This is a genomic window from Achromobacter sp. GD03932, from assembly GCF_029839485.1.
In the GTDB taxonomy this organism is placed as follows: Bacteria; Pseudomonadota; Gammaproteobacteria; order Burkholderiales; family Burkholderiaceae_B; genus Achromobacter; species Achromobacter bronchisepticus_A.
Genome location: NZ_JAOCAT010000010.1, coordinates 42,482 through 60,440, shown reverse-complemented (window position 1 = coordinate 60,440; position 17,959 = coordinate 42,482). Strand labels below are relative to the sequence as shown.

Below are 17,959 nucleotides of genomic sequence, written 5' to 3'. Positions count from 1 at the left end.
TATGGCCTGGCCTCAGGCCATGCCGGTTCCCAGATACGCCTCGATCACGCGCTTGTCAGCCTGCACCTGGGCGGGCTTGCCCTCGGCGATCTTGATGCCGTAGTCCAGCACGATCACGTGATCGGAAATCGCCATCACCAGATCCATGTGGTGCTCGACCATCAACAGCGTGATGCCGCAGGATGCGCCGATGCGCACCAGCAGCTCGCCCAGCTCCGCGGTCTCCTGCGGGTTCAGCCCAGCCGCCGGTTCGTCCAGCAGCAGCAGGGTCGGCTCCGTCGCCAATGCGCGCGCCAGTTCCACGCGCCGCTGCAGGCCATACGGCAGGCTGCCCGCCGGCGTGTCGGCCAGATGCTCCAGGCCCACCATGCGCACCAGCCGATAGGCGTGCTCGCGCGCGCGGCGCTCCTCGGCGCGTGCGCTCGGCAGACCCAGCAGCGATGCCCAGAAGCCGTTCTTCATGCGGCTGTGGCGGCCCAGCAGCACGTTGTCCAGCACCGACAGTTCGCCGAACAGGCGCAGGTTCTGGAAGCTGCGGCCTATGCCCAGCTTGCAGATGACGTGCGGCCGCTCGCCCGCAATGTCCGTGCCCTGGAAGCGGACCACGCCCGCGTCTGGCAGCACCACGCCGCTGAGCATGTTGATAAGCGTGCTCTTGCCCGCGCCGTTCGGTCCGATCAGGGCGTGCACGTGGCCGCGCCGCAGACAGAAGGAAATGTCCTGCGCCGGCTTCACCCCGCCATAGGCCTTGGACAGGCTCTCGACCACGAGCAGCAGCTCTTCCTGCGCCGCAACCGCCGGCTTGGCCATGGCCGGCGCCGCCGCCTCGCTGCCGCCGCCTTGCGGCCGCGCATCCGCGACCCGGCGCGCGCGGCGCGAGAACAGACCCATCACGCCGCCCGGCATGAAGTACAGCGCGAACAGCAGCAACGCGCCGTAGAAGAAATGCTGCACCGACGGCCAGCGCGCCAGCATCGCGTCGATGATGGTCAGCGCTATCGCTCCCACGGCTGGCCCCGCCTTCGAGCCCGCCCCGCCGAACAGCACCAGCAGCAGAATGAAGATCGACAGGTTGAAGCCGATGAAATCCGAGTTGATGTACTGGTTCTGCTGCGCCACCAGCGCGCCCGCGATGCCGCAGGTCACGGCCGCCACCACGAAGGCGATGACCTTGGCGCGATACACGCGCACCCCGACGGAAGACGAGGCGATCTCGTCGGCCTGCACCGACAGCAATGCGCGTCCGAAGCGTCCGTCCAGCACGTTGCGCAGCAGCAGCTGCGTCGCCACGCACAGCACCAGCGCGAACCACACCCACTGTTGGTTGGTGAACGGGTTGCCGCCCCAGGTCAACGGCATGATGCCGAACAGGCCCGAAGGGCCGCCGAACACGTCCACCCATTCTGTGACGATCTTCTCCATGACGATGCCGAAAGCCAGCGTCACCATCGCCAGGTACGGCCCCTTAACGCGCAGCGACGGCAGGGCGATCAGCACGCCGAACACGCCGGCCACCACCGGCGCCGCGGCCAGGGCCAGCCACGGATCGACTTGCCAACGCGAGGTCAGCAAGGCCGCCGTATAGGCGCCGGCCGCAAACAAGCCTGCCTGGCCCAGCGACTTCTGTCCCGCATACCCCACCAGCACGTTCACGCCCGCCGCGCACAGGTAGTACACGCAAGCCATGAATACGATGCGCAGGTAGTAATCGTTGTCCACCAGGGCGGCGAATACGGCAAGCGCCGCCGCCAGCGCCACGGCGATCAGGGTCTGGCCGTGCCGCTTCATACCTTCTCCACCAGACGCTTGCCGAACAGGCCGGTGGGCTTGACTGCCAGCACCAGGATCACCAACCCGAAGATCGCCACTTCACGCCATTGCGACTGCCAGAGGTTCACATAGGACTCCAGCAGCCCCAGCACGAAGCCGCCCAGCACGCAGCCGCGCGGATTCGACAGGCCGCCTATCATCGCGCCGGAAAAGCCCTTCAGCCCGATGGCCAGGCCCATGAATATCGAAGCCGACGTGATCGGCGCGACCAGAAAACCCGCCAGGCCGGCCAGCGCCGAACTGGCGAAGAAGGCTCCGGTCATCACTGCGTTCACATTGATGCCCATCAGGTTGGCGACCGCGGGATTGGCGGCCACGGCCCGCATCGCCTTGCCCAGCACCGTGCGGTTCATGACGCGGTCGAACAGCACCATCACCACCACCGCCACGGCGAGCAGCAGCAGTTCCTGGCTGCGCACGCCCGCGCCGAACACGCGGATCACCTCGTCGCCGAAGGGCGCCGGCACCGTGACCGGCGCGGGTCCCCAGACCGCGAACGCGGCGCTCTGCAGCAGGATGCCGAAGCCTAGCGTGCTCATGACCCAGGCCATGCCCGGGCGCGAGGCGAACGGCCGCACGCCGAACACGTACAGCAGCACGCCCAGCAAGCCCATCACCAGCACCGCCGCCAGCCCGGCCAGCAAGTACTCCCAACCACTCAGTTCCAGGCCTGTGAAGGCCGCGGTAGTGATCGGCTTGCCGGCAAACAGGAACAAGGCGCCTACGCCGATGAACGCCCCCACGGACACGAATTCCCCGTGTCCGAAGTTGAGCGTGCGCGTGGTCGTGAACGTGATGCTGAAGCCCAGCGCCACCAACGCATACGCGCCCCCTACGGCTAGCCCGCTGACGAGCGCCTGCAACAATGTCGCCAACATGATGGCCCCTTATGCCTGTCGCTGTCCTGCTGCTACTTGGCGACGGCGACGGTCACGTCATCCGCGTAAGGCACCAGCTTGCCGTCCTGCCAGTGCGCCCACTTGTAGTCGCTTACCAGCAGCGCGTCATGCACCGTGGCCGAGAACGGCTTGGTGTAGGTCTTCATCGCGCCTTCGTAGGTGCCATCCAGGTTCTCCAGCGCCAGGCGCACCTTGTCGCCATCGGTGGAGTTCGCCTGCTTGATCGCCATGCCCAGCAGATTCATGCCGTCATAGGCATGCGCCAGAAAGCCGAACGCGGTGGGCGAGGTCATCTTGGCCGATACGCGGTCATACAGCTTCTGCTGCGCGGCCGTGCGGTTGTCGGTGATGGTGCGCAGGAAAAAAGGCTTTTCCGACAGCGTCTTGCCCGCCGTGTCGTAGAACGCGATGTTGTCCGCCGCCCACGAGGTCAGCGTCAGCGGGAACCAGTTGATCTTCTCCATGCTGCGGAACACGTGCGCGATCGGCGTGCTCTGCGCCCAGATCACCACCGTGTCCACGCCCGCCGCCTTCAGCTTGTTCAGCTGCGAGGTCATGTCCGTATCGGCCACGCCGAACTTCTCGACCGCGACGGCCTTGACGCCCTGCGCCGCGCCCACTTCCTCCAGGTCCTTGAGCGCGCTCTGGCCGTAGCCGGTCGTCTCGATCATGAAGCCCACGTTCTTGACCTTGGGATTCTTCTTCAGGTAGCCGATCACGCCATCGACCTGTTCGCGGTCCACCATGCCGACGCGGAACATGTAGTTGTCGGCGCCTGCGCGCATGGGCTTGGTGATGTCGGTGCCGGAACCGATGGCGCCCATGACGGGAATCTTCTTCTGGTTCGGGATGTGCTTCCAGGCCAGCGCGTTGCCCGAGTTGGTGGGGCCGACGATGGCCACGACCTTCTCGTTGTCGATCAGGTCCGTCATGTTCTGGATCGACTTCGGCGGCTGCGACAGGTCATCGCGCACCACCAGCACCAGCTTGCGTCCGAGCAGGCCGCCGTTGGCGTTGATGTCGTCGATGGCCGTGCGCAGGCCCAGCACCGCGGCCTGCCCGCTTTGCGCGGACGGCGAAGCCGACAGGTCGCCGTTAAAGCCGATCTTGATGTCCTGGGCGTAGGCCTGCGCGCCCACCGCCAGCGCGCACAAGGCAGCCGCCTTGGACAAGGTGGAAAAAATCCCCGTTGCTTTCATCGTTGTCTCCAGTGTTTTTCAGATGTGCTGCACGTCGATGATTCTTTTTTCTGTCCCTCGCCCGTGGAGCCTGGCGCTATACCGCGAGGTAGCCGCCATCCACCGGCAGGGACACGCCTGTCACGTACTGCGCCATCGGCGAAGCCAGGAACACGGCGGGGCCCACCAGGTCTTCGGGCTGTCCCACCCGTCCCAGCGGAATGCGCTGCATGAAGTTCGCCAGCCGGGCGGGATCGTCCCGCGTGTACTGCGTCATCGGCGTTTCGATGACACCTGGCGCAATGGCATTGACCCGTATGCCGTCGGGCGCGAGGTCGCGCGCCATGGCCTGCGTCATCATCTTTACACCGCCCTTGGACGGTGAATAGCCCAGGGTCGCGCCCACCCCGGCAAACGACGCGATCGAGCCGACGTTGATGATGACGCCGCGCGTGGCGCGCAACGCGCCCAGGAAGGCGTGGATCATGTTGAAGCTGCCGTTCAGGTTCACGTCCAGCACGCGACGCCAGTTCTCGGCGGCGCGCGGACTGTCTATGCCTTCGCGGATCAGGATGCCGGCGTTGTTGACCAGCGCGTCGATCGGCCCCACTTCCAGCTGCACCTGCGCCGCGATCGCCGTGCATGCCTCGGGGTCCGTCACGTCGAGCGCGTGGCTCCAGGCCTCTCCGCCCGCGGCGATGATGGCGCTTGCCGTCTGCATGGCGTTATCGGCCTGCACGTCGGTCGCCACCACGCGCGCGCCCGCAGCCGCCAGGCCCAGCGCCAATGCCCGTCCGTTGCCCTGCCCCGCTCCCGTCACCAGGGCAAGCTTGCCCTGCAGCAGCCCCGCCGTCGCGGCGCTCATGCGGCCGCCTGCGCGGAAGCGTCCGCGGCTTGCTCGCGCGCAGCGGCCTTGCCGGCGGCTGCAATGCTCTGGCCCGCGACGTAGCCGAAGGTCAGCGCCGGACCCAAGGTGATGCCCGCGCCAGGGTAGTTGCCTCCCATGATGCTGCAGGCGTCGTTGCCCACGGCGTACAGGCCGGGTATGACCGCGCCCAGCTCGTTCAATGCGCGGCCCTGGCCATCGACCTTCAGGCCGGCGAAGGTGCCGATATCGCCGATCATGACCTTGATCGCGTAATACGGCCCTTTCACGATGGGCGCCACGCAGGGATTCGGGCCATGCAGCGCATCGCCTTGATAGCGGTTGTAGGCCTTGCTGCCCTTGCCGAATTGCGGATCACGGCCCAGCGCGGCCTCGCGGTTGTACGCTTCGACCGTCTGGCGCAGGCTGCCGGCATCGATGCCGGTCTTCTGCGCCAGCTCCGCCACCGACGCACCGCGAGTCAGATAGCCTGTGTCCAGGTAGCGCTTGATGGGCAACGGGAACGGCGCCACGCTGCCCAGGCCATATTTGCGCAGGGTCTTGTGGTCGCAGATCAGCCAGGCGCAGGTCTCACCCTGTCCCTCGCATGCGCGCACCATCTCCTGCACGAAGTCATGGTACGAACTGCCTTCGTTGGTGAAGCGGCGGCCATTACGCGTGACGGCGATGACGCCCGGCTTGGCGCGGTCGATGAAGTGCGGCATGTAGCCCGGGCTGCCGTCCTTGCGTGTCACCACGGACACCGGCACCCATGCCGCGGCATTGGGCAGGGCGTTATTGACCTGCCCGCCCGCGCTCTCGGCCAGGCGCAGCCCGTCGCCGCTGTTGCCCGTGGGCGATGGCGAATAGTGTTCCGTGCCGTTGGGTGCGTGCGCATACAGCTGCTTGCGGCGTTCGATGTCATAGGGAAAGCCGCCGGAAGCCAGTACCACGGCGCGCGCGGCGCGCACGCGCACGGTCGCGCCATCGCGCTGCACCACCGCGCCGCGCACGGCGCCATCTTCGATGATGAGCGACCTGGCCGGCGCATTCAGCCACAGGGGCACGCCCAGCTTGAACGCGGAGGCGGCCAGCCGGCCGGCCAACGCATTGCCGTTGGTCAGCGTCATGCCGCGGCCATGCTTGGCCACATCCAGGAAATGCCGGCTCAGGCGCTTGGCCACGTACCAGGCCGACGCCAGCGAGCGCGTGACCCGCATGAAATGCACGATCTCCTTGCCCGAGCCCAGCATCATGCCGAACACGGTCAACTCGGGCAGCGCGGGCGCCAGGTCCCTGACGTGGGCGCCGAGCTTGCGGCCATCGTAGGGCCGCGCCACCATTGAACGTCCGCCCTGCTTTCCGCCGGGGGCTTCCGCGTGATAGTCGGGGAACACCAGCGGCATGTCGAACTGCACTTCGGTGTTCGACGTGAAGAAGTCGACAGCGCGCGGCCCCTGCTCCAGAAAGGCATCCACGCGTTCGGCGTTGTAGCTGTCGCCGGCTTCGTGACGCAGATAGGCGCGGCCTTCGTCCGGTGTTTCATGGATGCCCTGCACCTTGGCCAGCGAGGTGCCCGGTATCCACAGCCAGCCGCCGGAACGCGCGGTGGAGCCGCCAAAGCGCGGCTCTTTTTCAACGATAAGGACCTTCAGGCCTGACGTTGCCGCGGTGATTGCAGCTGCCATGCCCGACGCGCCCGACCCGACCACCAACACGTCGCAGTCGTATTGACGAGAATCTTCCACGTTGTCTCCATACCCTTGGGGCGGCTTGCTCCCGATCGCGAAACCAGGGCAGCCTTCTTATTCTTTGGACTGTAGAGAACGCATTTGATAATGTCAATATGGTTCACGATTAGCGAAAGTACTAACATAGGCAACCTCATTCGATAAAAGAAAATGGCCACCAGACCCAGCTCCGGCAAGCGCAATGCCGATCACGCTCCCGCCTCGCCGCCGCGCAGACGCGGTATCCAGTCCATCGAAGTCGGCGGCAAGATCCTGCTGGCGCTGCTGGAACACTCGTCTTCGCTACCGCTGGGCGCGCTGGCGAAGGTCGCCGGCATGTCGGGCGCCAACGCCCACGCCTATCTCGTCAGCTACGGCAATCTGGGCCTGGTCAGGCAAGACCCAAACACCGGCGAATACGAGTTGGGACCGCTCGCGCTGCAGCTGGGGCTGGCGGCGTTGCACCGGCTCGATCCCATCAAGATCGCCATCCCGATGACGCGCGAGTTCGCCGAAAGAACCGGACAGACCATCGCCATCGCAGTGCTGGGCAACCTGGGGCCAGTCATCGTGCATCTGCACGAATCCAACTACCCCATTCACGTCAACATGCGCACCGGCACGGTCATGTCGCTGACCAACACGGCAACGGGCAAGGTGTTCGCGGCGCTGCTGCCGCCCAAGAAGATAGAAAGCCTGCTGCACGAAGACCATCTGCGCCTGGGCGCAGTGCCTTCATTGGGCAAGACGGAGAAGTTCGAACGGACCCTGCGCGAAGTCCGCCAGCGCGGCGTCGCGCGCGCCATGGGCGATCCCATCCCCGGTATCAACGGCCTGAGCGCGCCGGTGTTCGACTCGAACGGCAACGTGGTGCTGGTGATCACCGCCATCGGCGCCGCCGGCGTGTTCGACGTACGCTGGACCAGTCCGCTGATCGATGACATCAAACGCTGTGCCGACGCGATCTCGGCTGAACTGGGCTGGCAGAACCGCGACGTGCGCGCGACGCGCCAGAGCTAGGACCGGCAACGCAATATCGCCACGCGGCAAAAAGGCCGCTGCATGGATGCATCCGTGCAGCGGCCTTTGTGTATTTCGAGTCAGCCTTGCGGCAAGGCTGCGATGCTCAACGCAGCAACACCTTGTCCAGCGATTCGGTGAAGCGCTTGGCATCCTGGAAGCCCACCACGCGCGCCTCGGGCAGCTCCTTGCCGCCCGGCTCGAAGAACATGATGCCGGGTGGACCGAACAGGCGGAAGCGCTTGAGCAGCGCACGGTCATCGGCGTTGTTCGCGGTCACGTCGGCCTGCACCAGCAGCATGCCCGACATGCGCTGCGCGACGCCCGGATCGGTAAAGGTGAAGCGCTCCATCTCGCGGCACGACACGCACCAGTCGGCGTAGAAATCCAGCATCACCGGTTGACGGCTTTGCGCCAGCAAGGCATCCAGTTCGGCGTTGTTGCGCACGCGCTGGAAATGCACTTCGCCGCTGCTGGCCGCCACGCCTGCGGGCGCATCGGCGCGCGCCGCAAAGTGCGACAGCGGCTGCAGCACGTCGCGTCCGCCGCTGGCCGCGCCGATCAGCCAGGCCGCAGCCGCCAGCGCCAGCAACAGGCCTACGCCCTTGCCGAACATGCGCGCGGCGCCCGCACCATCGGGCAAGGCATCGAACGCCCGCAGCATCACCGCAGCAACCACAGCCAGGAAAGCCCAGCCCGTCATCTGCACCCAGGTCGGCACCACAGGGATCAGCATCCACCAGGCGGTCCCCAGCAAGAGCATGCCGAACAATCGCTTCACGCCGTCCATCCAGGGACCCGCCTTGGGCAGCAAGGCGCCCGAGGACGCGCCCACGATCAAGAGCGGCACGCCCATGCCCCAGGCCATTGCGAAGAGCGCCGACCCGCCCAGCACCACGTCCCCGGTCTGCGAGATGTACAGCAGTGCGCCCGCCAACGGCGCGGCCACGCAAGGGCCGACGATCAGCGCCGACAGCGCGCCCATCACCAGCGCGCCGGTGTAGCGCCCGCCCGGAATGCGCGCAGAGCGTTGCGACAGCCAGCCCTGGATGCCTGCAGGCATCTGGAACGTAAAGGCATCGAACATGGCCAGCGCCAACACGGCCAACAGGATGGCGAACAGCGTCAGGATCCAAGGCGTCTGCAGCCAGGCGGCGAGTCCCGCTCCGCTCAGTCCGGCCGCCACGCCCAGCGCGGTATAGACCACGGACATGCCCAGCACGTAAGTCGCGGCCAGGGCCAGACCGCGACCGCGCGACGGCCTGGCCTGCGCGGCGCCGCCCAACACGATGGAGGACAGGATGGGGATCATGGGCAACACGCAGGGCGTGAAAGCCAGCAGCAACCCCAGCACCAGGAACACGCCGGCGGTCTTCACCCAACCCAGGCCGCCCAAGGCGTCGGCCAGGCCGGTGTCGCCGGCATTGACCAGCGCGCCGAGGCCGCCGGACGCGCCGGATGCGGCTGCGGAAATACCTCCCGGTCCGGCCAGCGCATAGCCGCCAGCCACTGGCGTGAGCTTCACGCTGCTATCCATGGGCGGGTAGCACAGCCCCGCATCGGCGCAGCCTTGCGCGGTCAGGGTCAGGGTGAAGGGCTGTCCGCCCGCGGCCACCGGCACGCGGATCGCCACGTCCTGGTGGAAGACCTCCATGTCCTTCTCGAAGGTCGGGTCGTACTTGACCTCGCCCTTGGGATAGACGGCCTCGCCCAGCTTGGCCGCGCCGATGGGACTGATGGTGATGCCAAAGCGCTCGCGGTACATGTAGTAGCCGGGTGCGACGCGGTAGCGCAGTTCCAGCATTTCGGGCGCCACCATCTCGGCGCTGAATACGAAGGCCTTCTCGGGCTCCAGGAACTCGGCCTCGGCGCGCGCGGCAGCCTGCCAGCCCAGCAACAGCAGCATCATGGCCAACAGGGCCAACCACTGCCTGAAGAAGGCGCGCGACGCGCGGGACTCGCGCCGGAGCGCGCCGATACCGACTAGTTGCAACATCAGTCTCTCTTGTTCTGCGTGACGGCCGTCTGTTCACGCACCCAATCCAGATAGGGCGCCGCGCCGCCGATGACGGGCAGCACGATGATCTCGGGCACATCGTAGGGATGCATCTGCGCCAGGGCCTGCACTACAGCCTCGTGGCGCGCGTATGTGGTCTTGATGTGGATGGGGATTTCTTCCGCCCCTTCGACCTCTCCTTTCCACATGTAGATGGACAGGCCCGGCGCGCCAAGGTTCACGCAGGCGGCCAATCCGTCTTCGACCAGGACATGCGCGATCCGCTTGGCCAGCAGCAGGTCGGGCGCATTGCTGATGACCAGCACAACGTCGTCATCTCGCAACATGGAGGCTCCTCGGAATACCCGTATGGGATGTAACTCGGGGTATTTTATCGGTATTGCGGCCATCGTCCGGATCCGCCGGGCCAGAACGCGCCGCCATGCCACCCGCACCCACCGAGGCACGCATGTCCGATAACTGCCTGTTCTGCCGCATTGCCCGTCACGAAATCCCCGCGCACGTGATCCACGAAGACGAACGCCTGCTGGCCTTTCTCGATATCCACCCGGTGCGCCCCGGGCACGTGCTCATCATCCCCAAGCAGCACTATCCCTATTACGAGGACATGCCGGCCGACCTGGCGGGCAGCATCCTCAACCTGGGCCAGAAGCTCGGACGCCACATGAAGCGCCTGTATGACGTCGAGCGCGTGGGCTTCGCCTTCACCGGCATCCACGTGGCGCATGCGCACGCCCACGTCATCCCCATGCATCATCCGCAGGACGTCACGTCCACCCAGTACATCGAGCAGCAGGACCTGACCTTCAAGATGCCGCCCCAGCCCGCAGCCGAGGCGCTGGCCGCGACAGCCGCGCAACTGCGCGGCGAGCTGCACGCCTCGTAACGCGCGGCGGCCGCACAAAAAAACAAGGGCGGGTCCGAAGACCCGCCCTTGTCGCTTATCGAGCTACCGAAATTATTCGGCGCTGTCCTCAGCGGCTTCATCGACTTCCGGACGGTCAACCAGTTCCATGAAAGCCATGGGAGCGTTGTCGCCTTGACGGAAGCCCATCTTCAGCACGCGGGTGTAGCCGCCGTTACGAGCCGCGTAGCGCGGGCCGATTTCGGCGAACAGCTTCACCACCGCATCGCGATCGCGCAGACGGGCAAAAGCCAGACGCTTGTTCGCGAGCGTGGGCTCCTTGCCCAGCGTGATCAGGGGTTCGATGACGCGGCGCAATTCTTTCGCCTTCGGCAGCGTGGTCTTGATGGCTTCGTGGGTGATCAACGAAACGGCCATGTTGCGGAACATGGCAAGACGGTGACTGCTGGTGCGGTTGAGCTTACGCAAGCCATTACCGTGACGCATGATAAGTTTCCTTTGAATCTAAAGATGGCGTCAGCCATCGGGTTGCCGGCTCTTCTATCAACCTGCAATCAGGCCGCGGTCCGGTAGAAAACGGTGCATTTTACGACGGTTTCGCAAACTGGCCGGCGCAAGGCCGGCTGCCTGCGGGAACCGCCTCTTTTCAGAGGCGGCACCCTTTCAAGACTTAGGGACGCTCCAGGCCCAGGGGGGGCCAGTTTTCGAGCTTCATGCCCAGCGTCAGGCCGCGTGCGGCCAGGACTTCCTTGATCTCGTTGAGCGACTTGCGACCCAGGTTCGGGGTCTTGAGCAGCTCGTTTTCGGTACGCTGGATCAGGTCGCCGATGTAGTAGATGTTTTCGGCCTTCAGGCAGTTGGCCGAACGCACGGTCAGTTCCAGGTCGTCGACCGGGCGCAGCAGCACCGGATCGATCTGCGGCGTGCCGCGGACCGGGGCTTCGTACGAATCGCCAGCGCCTTCCAGGGCGGCGAAGACCGAGATCTGGTCCATCAGGATGCGGGCCGACTGGCGCACCGCTTCCTCGGGCGAGATCACGCCGTTGGTTTCGATGTCCAGGACCAGCTTGTCCAGGTCGGTACGCTGTTCCACACGGGCGCTTTCAACCGCGTAGCTCACGCGGCGGACCGGGCTGAACGAAGCGTCCAGAACGATGCGGCCGATGGTGTGGGTGCGGTCTTCCGACAGCGCGCGCACGTTGCCCGGCACGTAGCCGCGGCCCTTTTCAACCTTGATCTGCATTTCCAGCTTGCCTGCGTCCGTCAGATTGCAGATGGCATGGCCGGGGTTGATGATCTCGACGTCGTGCGGCAGCTCGATGTCGCTGGCCAGCACGGTACCCGCGCCGGTCTTGCGCAGAACCAGGGTCACTTCGTCGCGATTGTGCAGCTTGAAGACCACGCCCTTCAGGTTCAGCAGGATGTCGACGACATCTTCGCGAACGCCCGGGATGGTCGAGTATTCGTGCACCACGCCCGTCATCTGGACTTCGGTCGGCGCGTAGCCGGTCATCGAAGACAGCAGGATGCGGCGCAGGGCGTTGCCCAGCGTGTGACCGTAGCCACGCTCGAACGGCTCCATCACGATCTTGGCATGGTGCGTGCCGACCGGTTCGACTTCAATGGAGCGCGGCTTCAGGAAACCTTGAGTGGACATTTACTGTGTTCCTTTTCAATACCCTCGGCTCGTTACACCGATAAGGCTGATGGACAGGGTGAAACTTGAAACGCGGACGATGCGAAAAACACCGGCCGATACTTACCGCAAAGCCCGCTCCGCCTGAAGGCGAAAAGCGGGCTGCTGCGGGACGTGCAAACGGGTCGCGAGACCAGCTCGCCGGCGCCTTGCGAAGGTAGCGCCGGCAGGCCTGATTAACGCGAGTACAGTTCGACGACCATCGATTCGTTGATGTCGCGAGCGACGTCAGCGCGATCGGGGGCCGACTTGAACGTACCGGTCAACTTGGTCGTATCGACTTCCACCCACTGGGGGATGCCGATGCTGGTGGCCAGGTCGAGCGATTCCTTGATGCGGCCTTGCTTCTTGGCCTTTTCGCGGACCGACACGACGTCGCCAGCCTTGACCAGCATCGAAGCGATGTCAGCCGTGTGGCCGTTCAGTTCGATGGCGCGGTGGCTCACCAGCTGGCGAGCTTCGGCGCGGGTCGAGCCGAAGCCCATGCGGTAGACGACGTTGTCCAGGCGCGATTCCAGCAGCTGGATCAGCGTTTCGCCGGTGTTGCCACGGCGACGCTCGGCTTCAGCGAAGTACTTGCGGAATTGCTTTTCCAGCACGCCGTACATGCGCTTGAGCTTTTGCTTTTCGCGCAGTTGCAGACCGTAGTCGGAAGTGCGGGCACCCGAAGTGCGGCCGTGTTGGCCAGGCTTGGAATCCAGCTTGCACTTGGAATCCAGCGAGCGGCGGGCGCTCTTCAGGAACAGATCAGTACCCTCGCGACGCGAGAGCTTGCATTTGGGTCCAGTATAACGAGCCATGTGGATTCCCTTTAGATACGACGACGCTTCGGCGGACGGCAGCCGTTGTGCGGAACGGGCGTGATGTCGGCGATGGACGAAATCTTGATGCCCAGCGCGTTCAGAGCGCGGACCGACGATTCGCGGCCAGGACCGGGGCCCTTGATACGCACTTCCAGCGTCTTGATGCCGTACTCCAGCGCGACGCGGCCAGCCGTTTCAGCAGCGACCTGCGCGGCGAACGGGGTCGACTTGCGCGAGCCCTTGAAACCAGCACCGCCCGACGTGGCCCACGACAGCGCGTTGCCCTGACGATCGGTGATGGTGATGATGGTGTTGTTGAACGAAGCGTGAACGTGCGCGATGCCGTCCGAGACGTTCTTCTTGACCTTTTTGCGCACGCGCGAAGCGCCGCTGGTGGAAGCTTTCGCCATAATCCAGTTCCTCGATTATTTCTTCAGGGACGCAGCAGCACGACGCGGGCCCTTGCGGGTCCGGGCGTTGGTGCGAGTGCGCTGGCCGCGCACGGGCAAACCGCGCTTGTGACGCATACCGCGGTAGGTTCCCAGGTCGATCAAACGCTTGATCGAGAGCTGTACTTCACGACGCAGGTCGCCTTCAACCGTGAACAGACCAACATGTTCGCGGACGCGTTCCAATTCAGCGTCGTTCAGATCCTTGACCTTCTTGTCAAAGGGTACGTTTGCCGCTTCGCAAATCTTGCGAGCGCGCGTACGACCGATGCCAAAAATGGCGGTCAGTCCGATCTCGGCGTGCTGTTGCGGCGGGATGTTAATGCCAGCAATACGGGCCATGACTATTCCTTGAATAAATCTGTTGCGTAGTCGCTAACCCGGGTTAGCCTTGACGCTGCTTATGACGCGGGTCGGTGCAGATAACGCGCACCACGCCGTGACGTTTGATAACTTTGCAGTTGCGGCAGATCCGCTTAACCGATGCCATTACTTTCATGGTTGACTCCTAATTTTCCGTAATCCGGTTCCGCTCATTTGGAGCGGAAAACTATCCTGGCTCGCGTCAGATCATAGGGCGTGAGCTCCACTGTGACCTTGTCACCCGGCAGGATCCGGATGTAATGCATACGCATCTTGCCGGAAATATGGCCCAACACCACGTGGCCGTTTTCGAGCTTGACGCGAAATGTCGCGTTCGGGAGGTTCTCAAGAACCTCGCCTTGCATCTGAATGACGTCGTCCTTGGACATTCTTTTGCTTACCGCATCGGCAAACCCGCGCCCTTGAAGTTAGCCTTCTTGAGCAACGAGTCGTACTGGTGAGACATCATGTAGGCCTGAACCTGCGCCATGAAATCCATCGTCACCACCACAATAATCAACAGGGACGTACCACCGAAGTAGAAGGGAACGTTCCAGCGCATCACCAAGAATTCCGGCAACAGGCACACCAACGTGATGTAGATGGCACCTGCGAGCGTCAGACGCATCAGGATCTTGTCGATGTAGCGCGCTGTTTGTTCGCCCGGACGGATGCCCGGAACAAACGCACCACTCTTCTTCAGGTTGTCCGCCGTTTCGCGGCTGTTGAACACCAGAGCCGTGTAGAAAAAGCAGAAGAAAATAATCGCGACCGAGTACAGCGTGATGTAGAGCGGTTGACGAGGCGACAGGGCCGCAGCCAGGTCGCTAAGCCAGCGCATGTTCTCACTGCTGGAGAACCAGCTCGTGATCGTGGCCGGGAACAGAATGATCGACGATGCGAAGATCGGCGGAATCACCCCTGCCATGTTCAGCTTCAGCGGCAAATGCGAGCTTTGACCACCGTAGACCTTGTTGCCGACCTGACGCTTGGCGTAGTTCACCGTGATCTTGCGCTGTCCGCGTTCCACGAACACCACAAAAGCGGTAACCAGCACCACCAGAGCCACGATGAACAGTGCCGAAAGCACGGACATCGAGTTGGTGCGGACCAGGTCCAACAGTGCAGCCAGCGCCGCGGGCAGACCCGCAACGATACCTGCGAAGATCAGGATGGAAATCCCGTTGCCCAGACCACGTTCCGTGATTTGCTCACCCAGCCACATGACGAACATGGTGCCGGTGACCAAGGTCACGACGGTCGTAAAGCGGAACAGCATGCCCGGATCGATCACCAGTCCCTGCTGGGACTCCAACGCTACCGAAATGCCCACAGCCTGCACCAGCGCCAGCACGACCGTGCCGTAGCGGGTGTATTGGGTGATCTTCCGACGGCCGGCTTCGCCCTCTTTCTTGAGCGATTCCAGCGACGGCACCACCACAGACATCAGCTGCATGATGATGGATGCCGAAATGTACGGCATGATCCCCAGGGCAAAAATCGAGAAGCGCGAGAGCGCCCCGCCCGAGAACATGTTGAACAGGCCCAGGATCCCGCCCTGGTTCTGACGGAACAAGTCCGCCAGCGCATCCGGGTTGATGCCCGGCACGGGGATGTGTGTACCCAAACGGTAAACCACCAGGGCGAGCACCAGGAACACGAGGCGGCGCTTCAGATCGCCGTACCGTGCTCCGGTTTTGCCCAATGCCTGCGCGTTAGCCACTCGTCACCTCGTGATCAAGCAAGCGAGCCGCCCGCGGCTTCGATGGCGGCGCGAGCGCCGGCCGTCGCGGTAATGCCCTTGAGCACGACCTTGCGCGAGAGTTCACCCGACTTGATGACCTTGGCGAAACGAACCGCCTGGCCAATCACGCCAGCGGCCTTCAGCACTTGCACGTCGACTTCGTCGATGGGCAGGGCTTGCAGGTCCGACAGACGGACTTCGGCGTACAGGTGCTGGCCGAGCGGGGTGAAACCACGCTTGGGCAGACGACGCTGCAGCGGCATTTGACCGCCTTCGAAGCCAACCTTATGGAAACCGCCCGAACGCGACTTCTGACCCTTGTGACCACGGCCGGCGGTCTTACCCAGACCCGAACCGATGCCACGGCCGACGCGGCGCTTGGCGTGCTTGCTGCCCTCGGCGGGCTTCAGCGAATTAAGTTGCATATCCGACATGGTGATTCCTTAGGCTTCCGAGACGGAAACGAGATAATCCACCTTACGGATCATCCCACGCACCTCGGGCGTATCGACCAGCACGCGGCTGCTGTTGATACGGCCCAAGCCCAAACCGCGAACCGTGTCACGGTGCGATTGCTTGGTACCGATCACCGAGCGCACGAGGGTCACTTTGATCTGCTTCTGAGCCATGATTTACCCCAGGATTTCTTCGACCGACTTGCCGCGCTTGGCAGCAACATCAGCCGGGGTCATGGAGGCGCGCAGGCCGTTCAACGTGGCGCGAACCATGTTGTAGGGGTTGCTCGAGCCCAGGCTCTTGGCAACCACGTTACGCACACCCATCACATCAAAAATAGCGCGCATCGGGCCGCCGGCGATAACGCCGGTACCTTCAGCAGCGGGCGAGATCAGCACGGTAGCGGCGCCATGCTTGCCAACCACGGTGTGGTGCAGCGTGCCGTTCTTCAGAGCGACCTTGAACATGCCGCGACGGGCCTGTTCCATAGCCTTCTGAACGGACACCGGCACTTCACGCGCCTTGCCCTTACCCATGCCGATGCGGCCATCGCCATCGCCAACCACGGTCAGCGCGGCAAAGCTCATGGTGCGACCACCCTTGACCACTTTGCTCACGCGGTTGACCGCGATCATCTTTTCGCGGAGGCCGTCATCGTTCTCTTTTTCCGCGGCGTTCTTGCCTTGTACTTTAGCCATTTGACAGATCCTCGCTTAGAACTTCAGGCCGGCTTCACGCGCGGCATCGGCCAGCGCTTTCACGCGGCCATGGTAACGAAAGCCCGAGCGATCGAAAGCGACCAGTTCGATACCGGCAGCCTTGGCCTTTTCGGCCACGCGCTTGCCAACCAGCGACGCAGCGGCTTTGTTGCCGCCCTGGCCGGTTTGGCCGGCCAGTTGCGCGCGCACTTCGGCTTCGACCGTCGAGGCGCTGACCAGAACGCGATCGCCTTCCGGCGAAATGATGTTGGCGTAGATGTGCTGGTTCGAGCGGAAAATCGAGAGGCGATGAACGCGCAACTCGTTGATCTTCCGGCGGGTCGGAACCGCACGACGCAAACGGGAAACTTTTTTGTCCATGATTCGTCCTTGCGTGCGCCGTTATTTCTTCTTGGTTTCTTTGATGACGACGCGTTCGTCCGAGTAACGCACGCCCTTGCCCTTGTAGGGTTCGGGTTCGCGGTACGCGCGGATTTCAGCGGCCATCTGACCGACGACTTGCTTGTTGGCACCCTTGATGACGATTTCCGTCTGGGTCGGGCACTCGGCCTTGATACCGGCCGGCAACTGGTGCAAAACGTCGTGCGAGAAACCGAGCTGCAGCTTAACGGCGTCGCCTTGGATCGATGCGCGGTAACCCACGCCGACCAGGGTCAGCTTGCGCTCGAAGCCCTTGCTCACGCCCGTGACCATGTTGGCCACCAGAGCGCGCACGGTACCCGACATGGCGTTGGCGTGACGGCTGTCGTTGGCGGCGGCAAACGTGAGCTTGCCATTGTCCAACGCAATCGTGACGTCGCCGGTCAGGGCTTGGGTCAGGGAGCCCAGCGGGCCCTTGACGGTGATCTGATCCTGCTGGATGTTGGCTTCAACACCCTTGGGCAGTTCGACCGGATACTTAGCGATACGTGACATTCGAATTTCTCCTTAGGCCACGTAGCACAGCACTTCGCCGCCGACGCCGTTGGCGCGAGCCTTACGGTCGGTCATGACGCCGCGCGAGGTCGAAACGATAGCCACGCCCAGGCCGTTCATGACCTGAGGAATGCTGGTACGGCCCTTGTAGATACGCAGACCGGGGCGCGAAACGCGTTCGATGCGCTCGATGACCGGACGGCCAGCGTAGTACTTCAGGGTGATCTCGAGCTCAGGCTTGGCCTGGGTGCCCTTGATTTCAAAGCTGTCGATGTAGCCTTCGTCCTTCAGCACAGCGGCAATGGCCGCCTTCAGCTTCGAGGAGGGCATGCTCACCGTAACTTTGTCCACTTGCTGCGCATTGCGAATGCGGGTCAGCATATCGGCGATGGGATCGCTCATGCTCATAT

At 63.8% G+C, this 17,959-nt stretch carries 23 protein-coding genes; 2 read left to right on the top strand and 21 right to left on the bottom strand.

Annotated features, from left to right (window positions below):
* Positions 1-12: 12 nt before the first annotated feature.
* The 5 genes from N5C88_RS11650 to N5C88_RS11630 all read right to left on the bottom strand — a co-directional run bounded on the left by N5C88_RS11650 (position 13) and on the right by N5C88_RS11630 (position 6,520).
* Positions 13-1,788 carry a branched-chain amino acid ABC transporter ATP-binding protein/permease gene (locus N5C88_RS11650; protein WP_280015342.1) on the bottom strand — a complete coding sequence of 592 codons (1,776 nt, stop codon included), beginning with the start codon at positions 1,786-1,788 and terminating at the stop codon, positions 13-15.
* Positions 1,785-2,708 (bottom strand): branched-chain amino acid ABC transporter permease, encoded by a 924-nt coding sequence (locus tag N5C88_RS11645; RefSeq protein WP_059379409.1) that lies wholly within the window; start codon positions 2,706-2,708, stop codon positions 1,785-1,787. The genes N5C88_RS11650 and N5C88_RS11645 overlap by 4 nt, the downstream gene beginning before the upstream one ends.
* Before the next feature lie 32 nt (positions 2,709-2,740).
* Complete coding sequence (locus N5C88_RS11640) at positions 2,741-3,928, bottom strand: ABC transporter substrate-binding protein (protein ID WP_251878341.1); 1,188 nt, start codon at positions 3,926-3,928, stop codon at positions 2,741-2,743.
* 76 nt (positions 3,929-4,004) lie between these two features.
* Positions 4,005-4,772, bottom strand: coding sequence for a glucose 1-dehydrogenase (locus tag N5C88_RS11635; RefSeq protein WP_251878343.1), 768 nt, complete (start codon positions 4,770-4,772; stop codon positions 4,005-4,007).
* Complete coding sequence (locus N5C88_RS11630; RefSeq protein WP_280015341.1) at positions 4,769-6,520, bottom strand: FAD-dependent oxidoreductase; 1,752 nt, start codon at positions 6,518-6,520, stop codon at positions 4,769-4,771. The genes N5C88_RS11635 and N5C88_RS11630 overlap by 4 nt, the downstream gene beginning before the upstream one ends.
* Before the next feature lie 153 nt (positions 6,521-6,673).
* On the opposite strand from N5C88_RS11630, the gene N5C88_RS11625 reads away from it, so the two are divergent.
* Positions 6,674-7,522: an IclR family transcriptional regulator gene (locus N5C88_RS11625; protein ID WP_280015340.1), complete on the top strand. Its 849-nt coding sequence runs from the start codon at positions 6,674-6,676 to the stop codon at positions 7,520-7,522.
* A 106-nt stretch (positions 7,523-7,628) separates the two neighbouring features.
* Here the strand turns inward: N5C88_RS11625 and dsbD are convergent, their stop codons facing one another.
* A complete protein-coding gene (gene dsbD / locus N5C88_RS11620) occupies positions 7,629-9,431 on the bottom strand; it encodes a protein-disulfide reductase DsbD (RefSeq protein ID WP_280015384.1) in 1,803 nt (600 codons plus the stop codon).
* Positions 9,432-9,517: 86 nt separating this feature from the next.
* Entirely contained in the window at positions 9,518-9,865 is a 348-nt protein-coding gene (gene cutA, locus N5C88_RS11615; RefSeq protein WP_059379404.1) for a divalent-cation tolerance protein CutA, read from the bottom strand.
* Positions 9,866-9,987: 122 nt separating this feature from the next.
* Between cutA and N5C88_RS11610 the strand changes: the two genes are divergently transcribed.
* Positions 9,988-10,425 carry an HIT family protein gene (locus N5C88_RS11610; RefSeq protein WP_059379403.1) on the top strand — a complete coding sequence of 146 codons (438 nt, stop codon included), beginning with the start codon at positions 9,988-9,990 and terminating at the stop codon, positions 10,423-10,425.
* 72 nt (positions 10,426-10,497) lie between these two features.
* Here the strand turns inward: N5C88_RS11610 and rplQ are convergent, their stop codons facing one another.
* The 14 genes from rplQ to rpsH form a co-directional block, all read right to left on the bottom strand.
* Positions 10,498-10,890 carry a 50S ribosomal protein L17 gene (rplQ, locus tag N5C88_RS11605; protein ID WP_006389635.1) on the bottom strand — a complete coding sequence of 131 codons (393 nt, stop codon included), beginning with the start codon at positions 10,888-10,890 and terminating at the stop codon, positions 10,498-10,500.
* Between the two features lie 184 nt (positions 10,891-11,074).
* Complete coding sequence (gene rpoA, locus N5C88_RS11600; RefSeq protein WP_006216514.1) at positions 11,075-12,061, bottom strand: DNA-directed RNA polymerase subunit alpha; 987 nt, start codon at positions 12,059-12,061, stop codon at positions 11,075-11,077.
* 215 nt (positions 12,062-12,276) lie between these two features.
* Complete coding sequence (gene rpsD, locus N5C88_RS11595) at positions 12,277-12,900, bottom strand: 30S ribosomal protein S4 (protein ID WP_054457258.1); 624 nt, start codon at positions 12,898-12,900, stop codon at positions 12,277-12,279.
* A gap of 11 nt (positions 12,901-12,911) precedes the next feature.
* On the bottom strand, positions 12,912-13,313 hold the full coding sequence (rpsK, locus tag N5C88_RS11590) for a 30S ribosomal protein S11 (protein ID WP_006216516.1): 402 nt from the start codon (positions 13,311-13,313) through the stop codon (positions 12,912-12,914).
* Between the two features lie 15 nt (positions 13,314-13,328).
* Positions 13,329-13,694, bottom strand: coding sequence for a 30S ribosomal protein S13 (gene rpsM, locus N5C88_RS11585; RefSeq protein ID WP_006216517.1), 366 nt, complete (start codon positions 13,692-13,694; stop codon positions 13,329-13,331).
* A 43-nt stretch (positions 13,695-13,737) separates the two neighbouring features.
* On the bottom strand, positions 13,738-13,851 hold the full coding sequence (rpmJ, locus tag N5C88_RS11580) for a 50S ribosomal protein L36 (RefSeq protein WP_003806928.1): 114 nt from the start codon (positions 13,849-13,851) through the stop codon (positions 13,738-13,740).
* A gap of 34 nt (positions 13,852-13,885) precedes the next feature.
* A complete protein-coding gene (gene infA, locus N5C88_RS11575) occupies positions 13,886-14,104 on the bottom strand; it encodes a translation initiation factor IF-1 (RefSeq protein ID WP_003806927.1) in 219 nt (72 codons plus the stop codon).
* A gap of 8 nt (positions 14,105-14,112) precedes the next feature.
* Positions 14,113-15,438 (bottom strand): preprotein translocase subunit SecY, encoded by a 1,326-nt coding sequence (secY, locus tag N5C88_RS11570; protein WP_013397001.1) that lies wholly within the window; start codon positions 15,436-15,438, stop codon positions 14,113-14,115.
* Positions 15,439-15,452: 14 nt separating this feature from the next.
* Positions 15,453-15,893 (bottom strand): 50S ribosomal protein L15, encoded by a 441-nt coding sequence (gene rplO, locus N5C88_RS11565; RefSeq protein ID WP_059379401.1) that lies wholly within the window; start codon positions 15,891-15,893, stop codon positions 15,453-15,455.
* 9 nt (positions 15,894-15,902) lie between these two features.
* Positions 15,903-16,088 (bottom strand): 50S ribosomal protein L30, encoded by a 186-nt coding sequence (rpmD, locus tag N5C88_RS11560; RefSeq protein WP_006216520.1) that lies wholly within the window; start codon positions 16,086-16,088, stop codon positions 15,903-15,905.
* A 3-nt stretch (positions 16,089-16,091) separates the two neighbouring features.
* A complete protein-coding gene (gene rpsE, locus N5C88_RS11555) occupies positions 16,092-16,613 on the bottom strand; it encodes a 30S ribosomal protein S5 (protein ID WP_013397003.1) in 522 nt (173 codons plus the stop codon).
* A 15-nt stretch (positions 16,614-16,628) separates the two neighbouring features.
* Positions 16,629-16,994 (bottom strand): 50S ribosomal protein L18, encoded by a 366-nt coding sequence (rplR, locus tag N5C88_RS11550; RefSeq protein ID WP_013397004.1) that lies wholly within the window; start codon positions 16,992-16,994, stop codon positions 16,629-16,631.
* Positions 16,995-17,015: 21 nt separating this feature from the next.
* Complete coding sequence (gene rplF, locus N5C88_RS11545) at positions 17,016-17,549, bottom strand: 50S ribosomal protein L6 (protein WP_054457262.1); 534 nt, start codon at positions 17,547-17,549, stop codon at positions 17,016-17,018.
* 12 nt (positions 17,550-17,561) lie between these two features.
* Positions 17,562-17,957, bottom strand: coding sequence for a 30S ribosomal protein S8 (rpsH, locus tag N5C88_RS11540; protein WP_006216525.1), 396 nt, complete (start codon positions 17,955-17,957; stop codon positions 17,562-17,564).
* Positions 17,958-17,959 lie beyond the last annotated feature (2 nt).

Excerpts from the sequence above, each read along its gene's own strand:
- N5C88_RS11650 (WP_280015342.1), bottom strand. The coding sequence starts at position 1,788 with ATGAAGCGGCACGGCCAGACCCTGATCGCCGTGGCGCTGGCGGCGGCG.
- N5C88_RS11645 (WP_059379409.1), bottom strand. The coding sequence starts at position 2,708 with ATGTTGGCGACATTGTTGCAGGCGCTCGTCAGCGGGCTAGCCGTAGGG.
- N5C88_RS11640 (WP_251878341.1), bottom strand. The coding sequence starts at position 3,928 with ATGAAAGCAACGGGGATTTTTTCCACCTTGTCCAAGGCGGCTGCCTTG.
- N5C88_RS11635 (WP_251878343.1), bottom strand. The coding sequence starts at position 4,772 with ATGAGCGCCGCGACGGCGGGGCTGCTGCAGGGCAAGCTTGCCCTGGTG.
- N5C88_RS11625 (WP_280015340.1), top strand. The coding sequence starts at position 6,674 with ATGGCCACCAGACCCAGCTCCGGCAAGCGCAATGCCGATCACGCTCCC.
- dsbD (WP_280015384.1), bottom strand. The coding sequence starts at position 9,431 with ATGATGCTGCTGTTGCTGGGCTGGCAGGCTGCCGCGCGCGCCGAGGCC.
- cutA (WP_059379404.1), bottom strand. The coding sequence starts at position 9,865 with ATGTTGCGAGATGACGACGTTGTGCTGGTCATCAGCAATGCGCCCGAC.
- N5C88_RS11610 (WP_059379403.1), top strand. The coding sequence starts at position 9,988 with ATGTCCGATAACTGCCTGTTCTGCCGCATTGCCCGTCACGAAATCCCC.
- rplQ (WP_006389635.1), bottom strand. The coding sequence starts at position 10,890 with ATGCGTCACGGTAATGGCTTGCGTAAGCTCAACCGCACCAGCAGTCAC.
- rpoA (WP_006216514.1), bottom strand. The coding sequence starts at position 12,061 with ATGTCCACTCAAGGTTTCCTGAAGCCGCGCTCCATTGAAGTCGAACCG.
- rpsD (WP_054457258.1), bottom strand. The coding sequence starts at position 12,900 with ATGGCTCGTTATACTGGACCCAAATGCAAGCTCTCGCGTCGCGAGGGT.
- rpsK (WP_006216516.1), bottom strand. The coding sequence starts at position 13,313 with ATGGCGAAAGCTTCCACCAGCGGCGCTTCGCGCGTGCGCAAAAAGGTC.
- rpsM (WP_006216517.1), bottom strand. The coding sequence starts at position 13,694 with ATGGCCCGTATTGCTGGCATTAACATCCCGCCGCAACAGCACGCCGAG.
- rpmJ (WP_003806928.1), bottom strand. The coding sequence starts at position 13,851 with ATGAAAGTAATGGCATCGGTTAAGCGGATCTGCCGCAACTGCAAAGTT.
- infA (WP_003806927.1), bottom strand. The coding sequence starts at position 14,104 with ATGTCCAAGGACGACGTCATTCAGATGCAAGGCGAGGTTCTTGAGAAC.
- rplO (WP_059379401.1), bottom strand. The coding sequence starts at position 15,893 with ATGTCGGATATGCAACTTAATTCGCTGAAGCCCGCCGAGGGCAGCAAG.
- rpmD (WP_006216520.1), bottom strand. The coding sequence starts at position 16,088 with ATGGCTCAGAAGCAGATCAAAGTGACCCTCGTGCGCTCGGTGATCGGT.
- rpsE (WP_013397003.1), bottom strand. The coding sequence starts at position 16,613 with ATGGCTAAAGTACAAGGCAAGAACGCCGCGGAAAAAGAGAACGATGAC.
- rplR (WP_013397004.1), bottom strand. The coding sequence starts at position 16,994 with ATGGACAAAAAAGTTTCCCGTTTGCGTCGTGCGGTTCCGACCCGCCGG.
- rplF (WP_054457262.1), bottom strand. The coding sequence starts at position 17,549 with ATGTCACGTATCGCTAAGTATCCGGTCGAACTGCCCAAGGGTGTTGAA.
- rpsH (WP_006216525.1), bottom strand. The coding sequence starts at position 17,957 with ATGAGCATGAGCGATCCCATCGCCGATATGCTGACCCGCATTCGCAAT.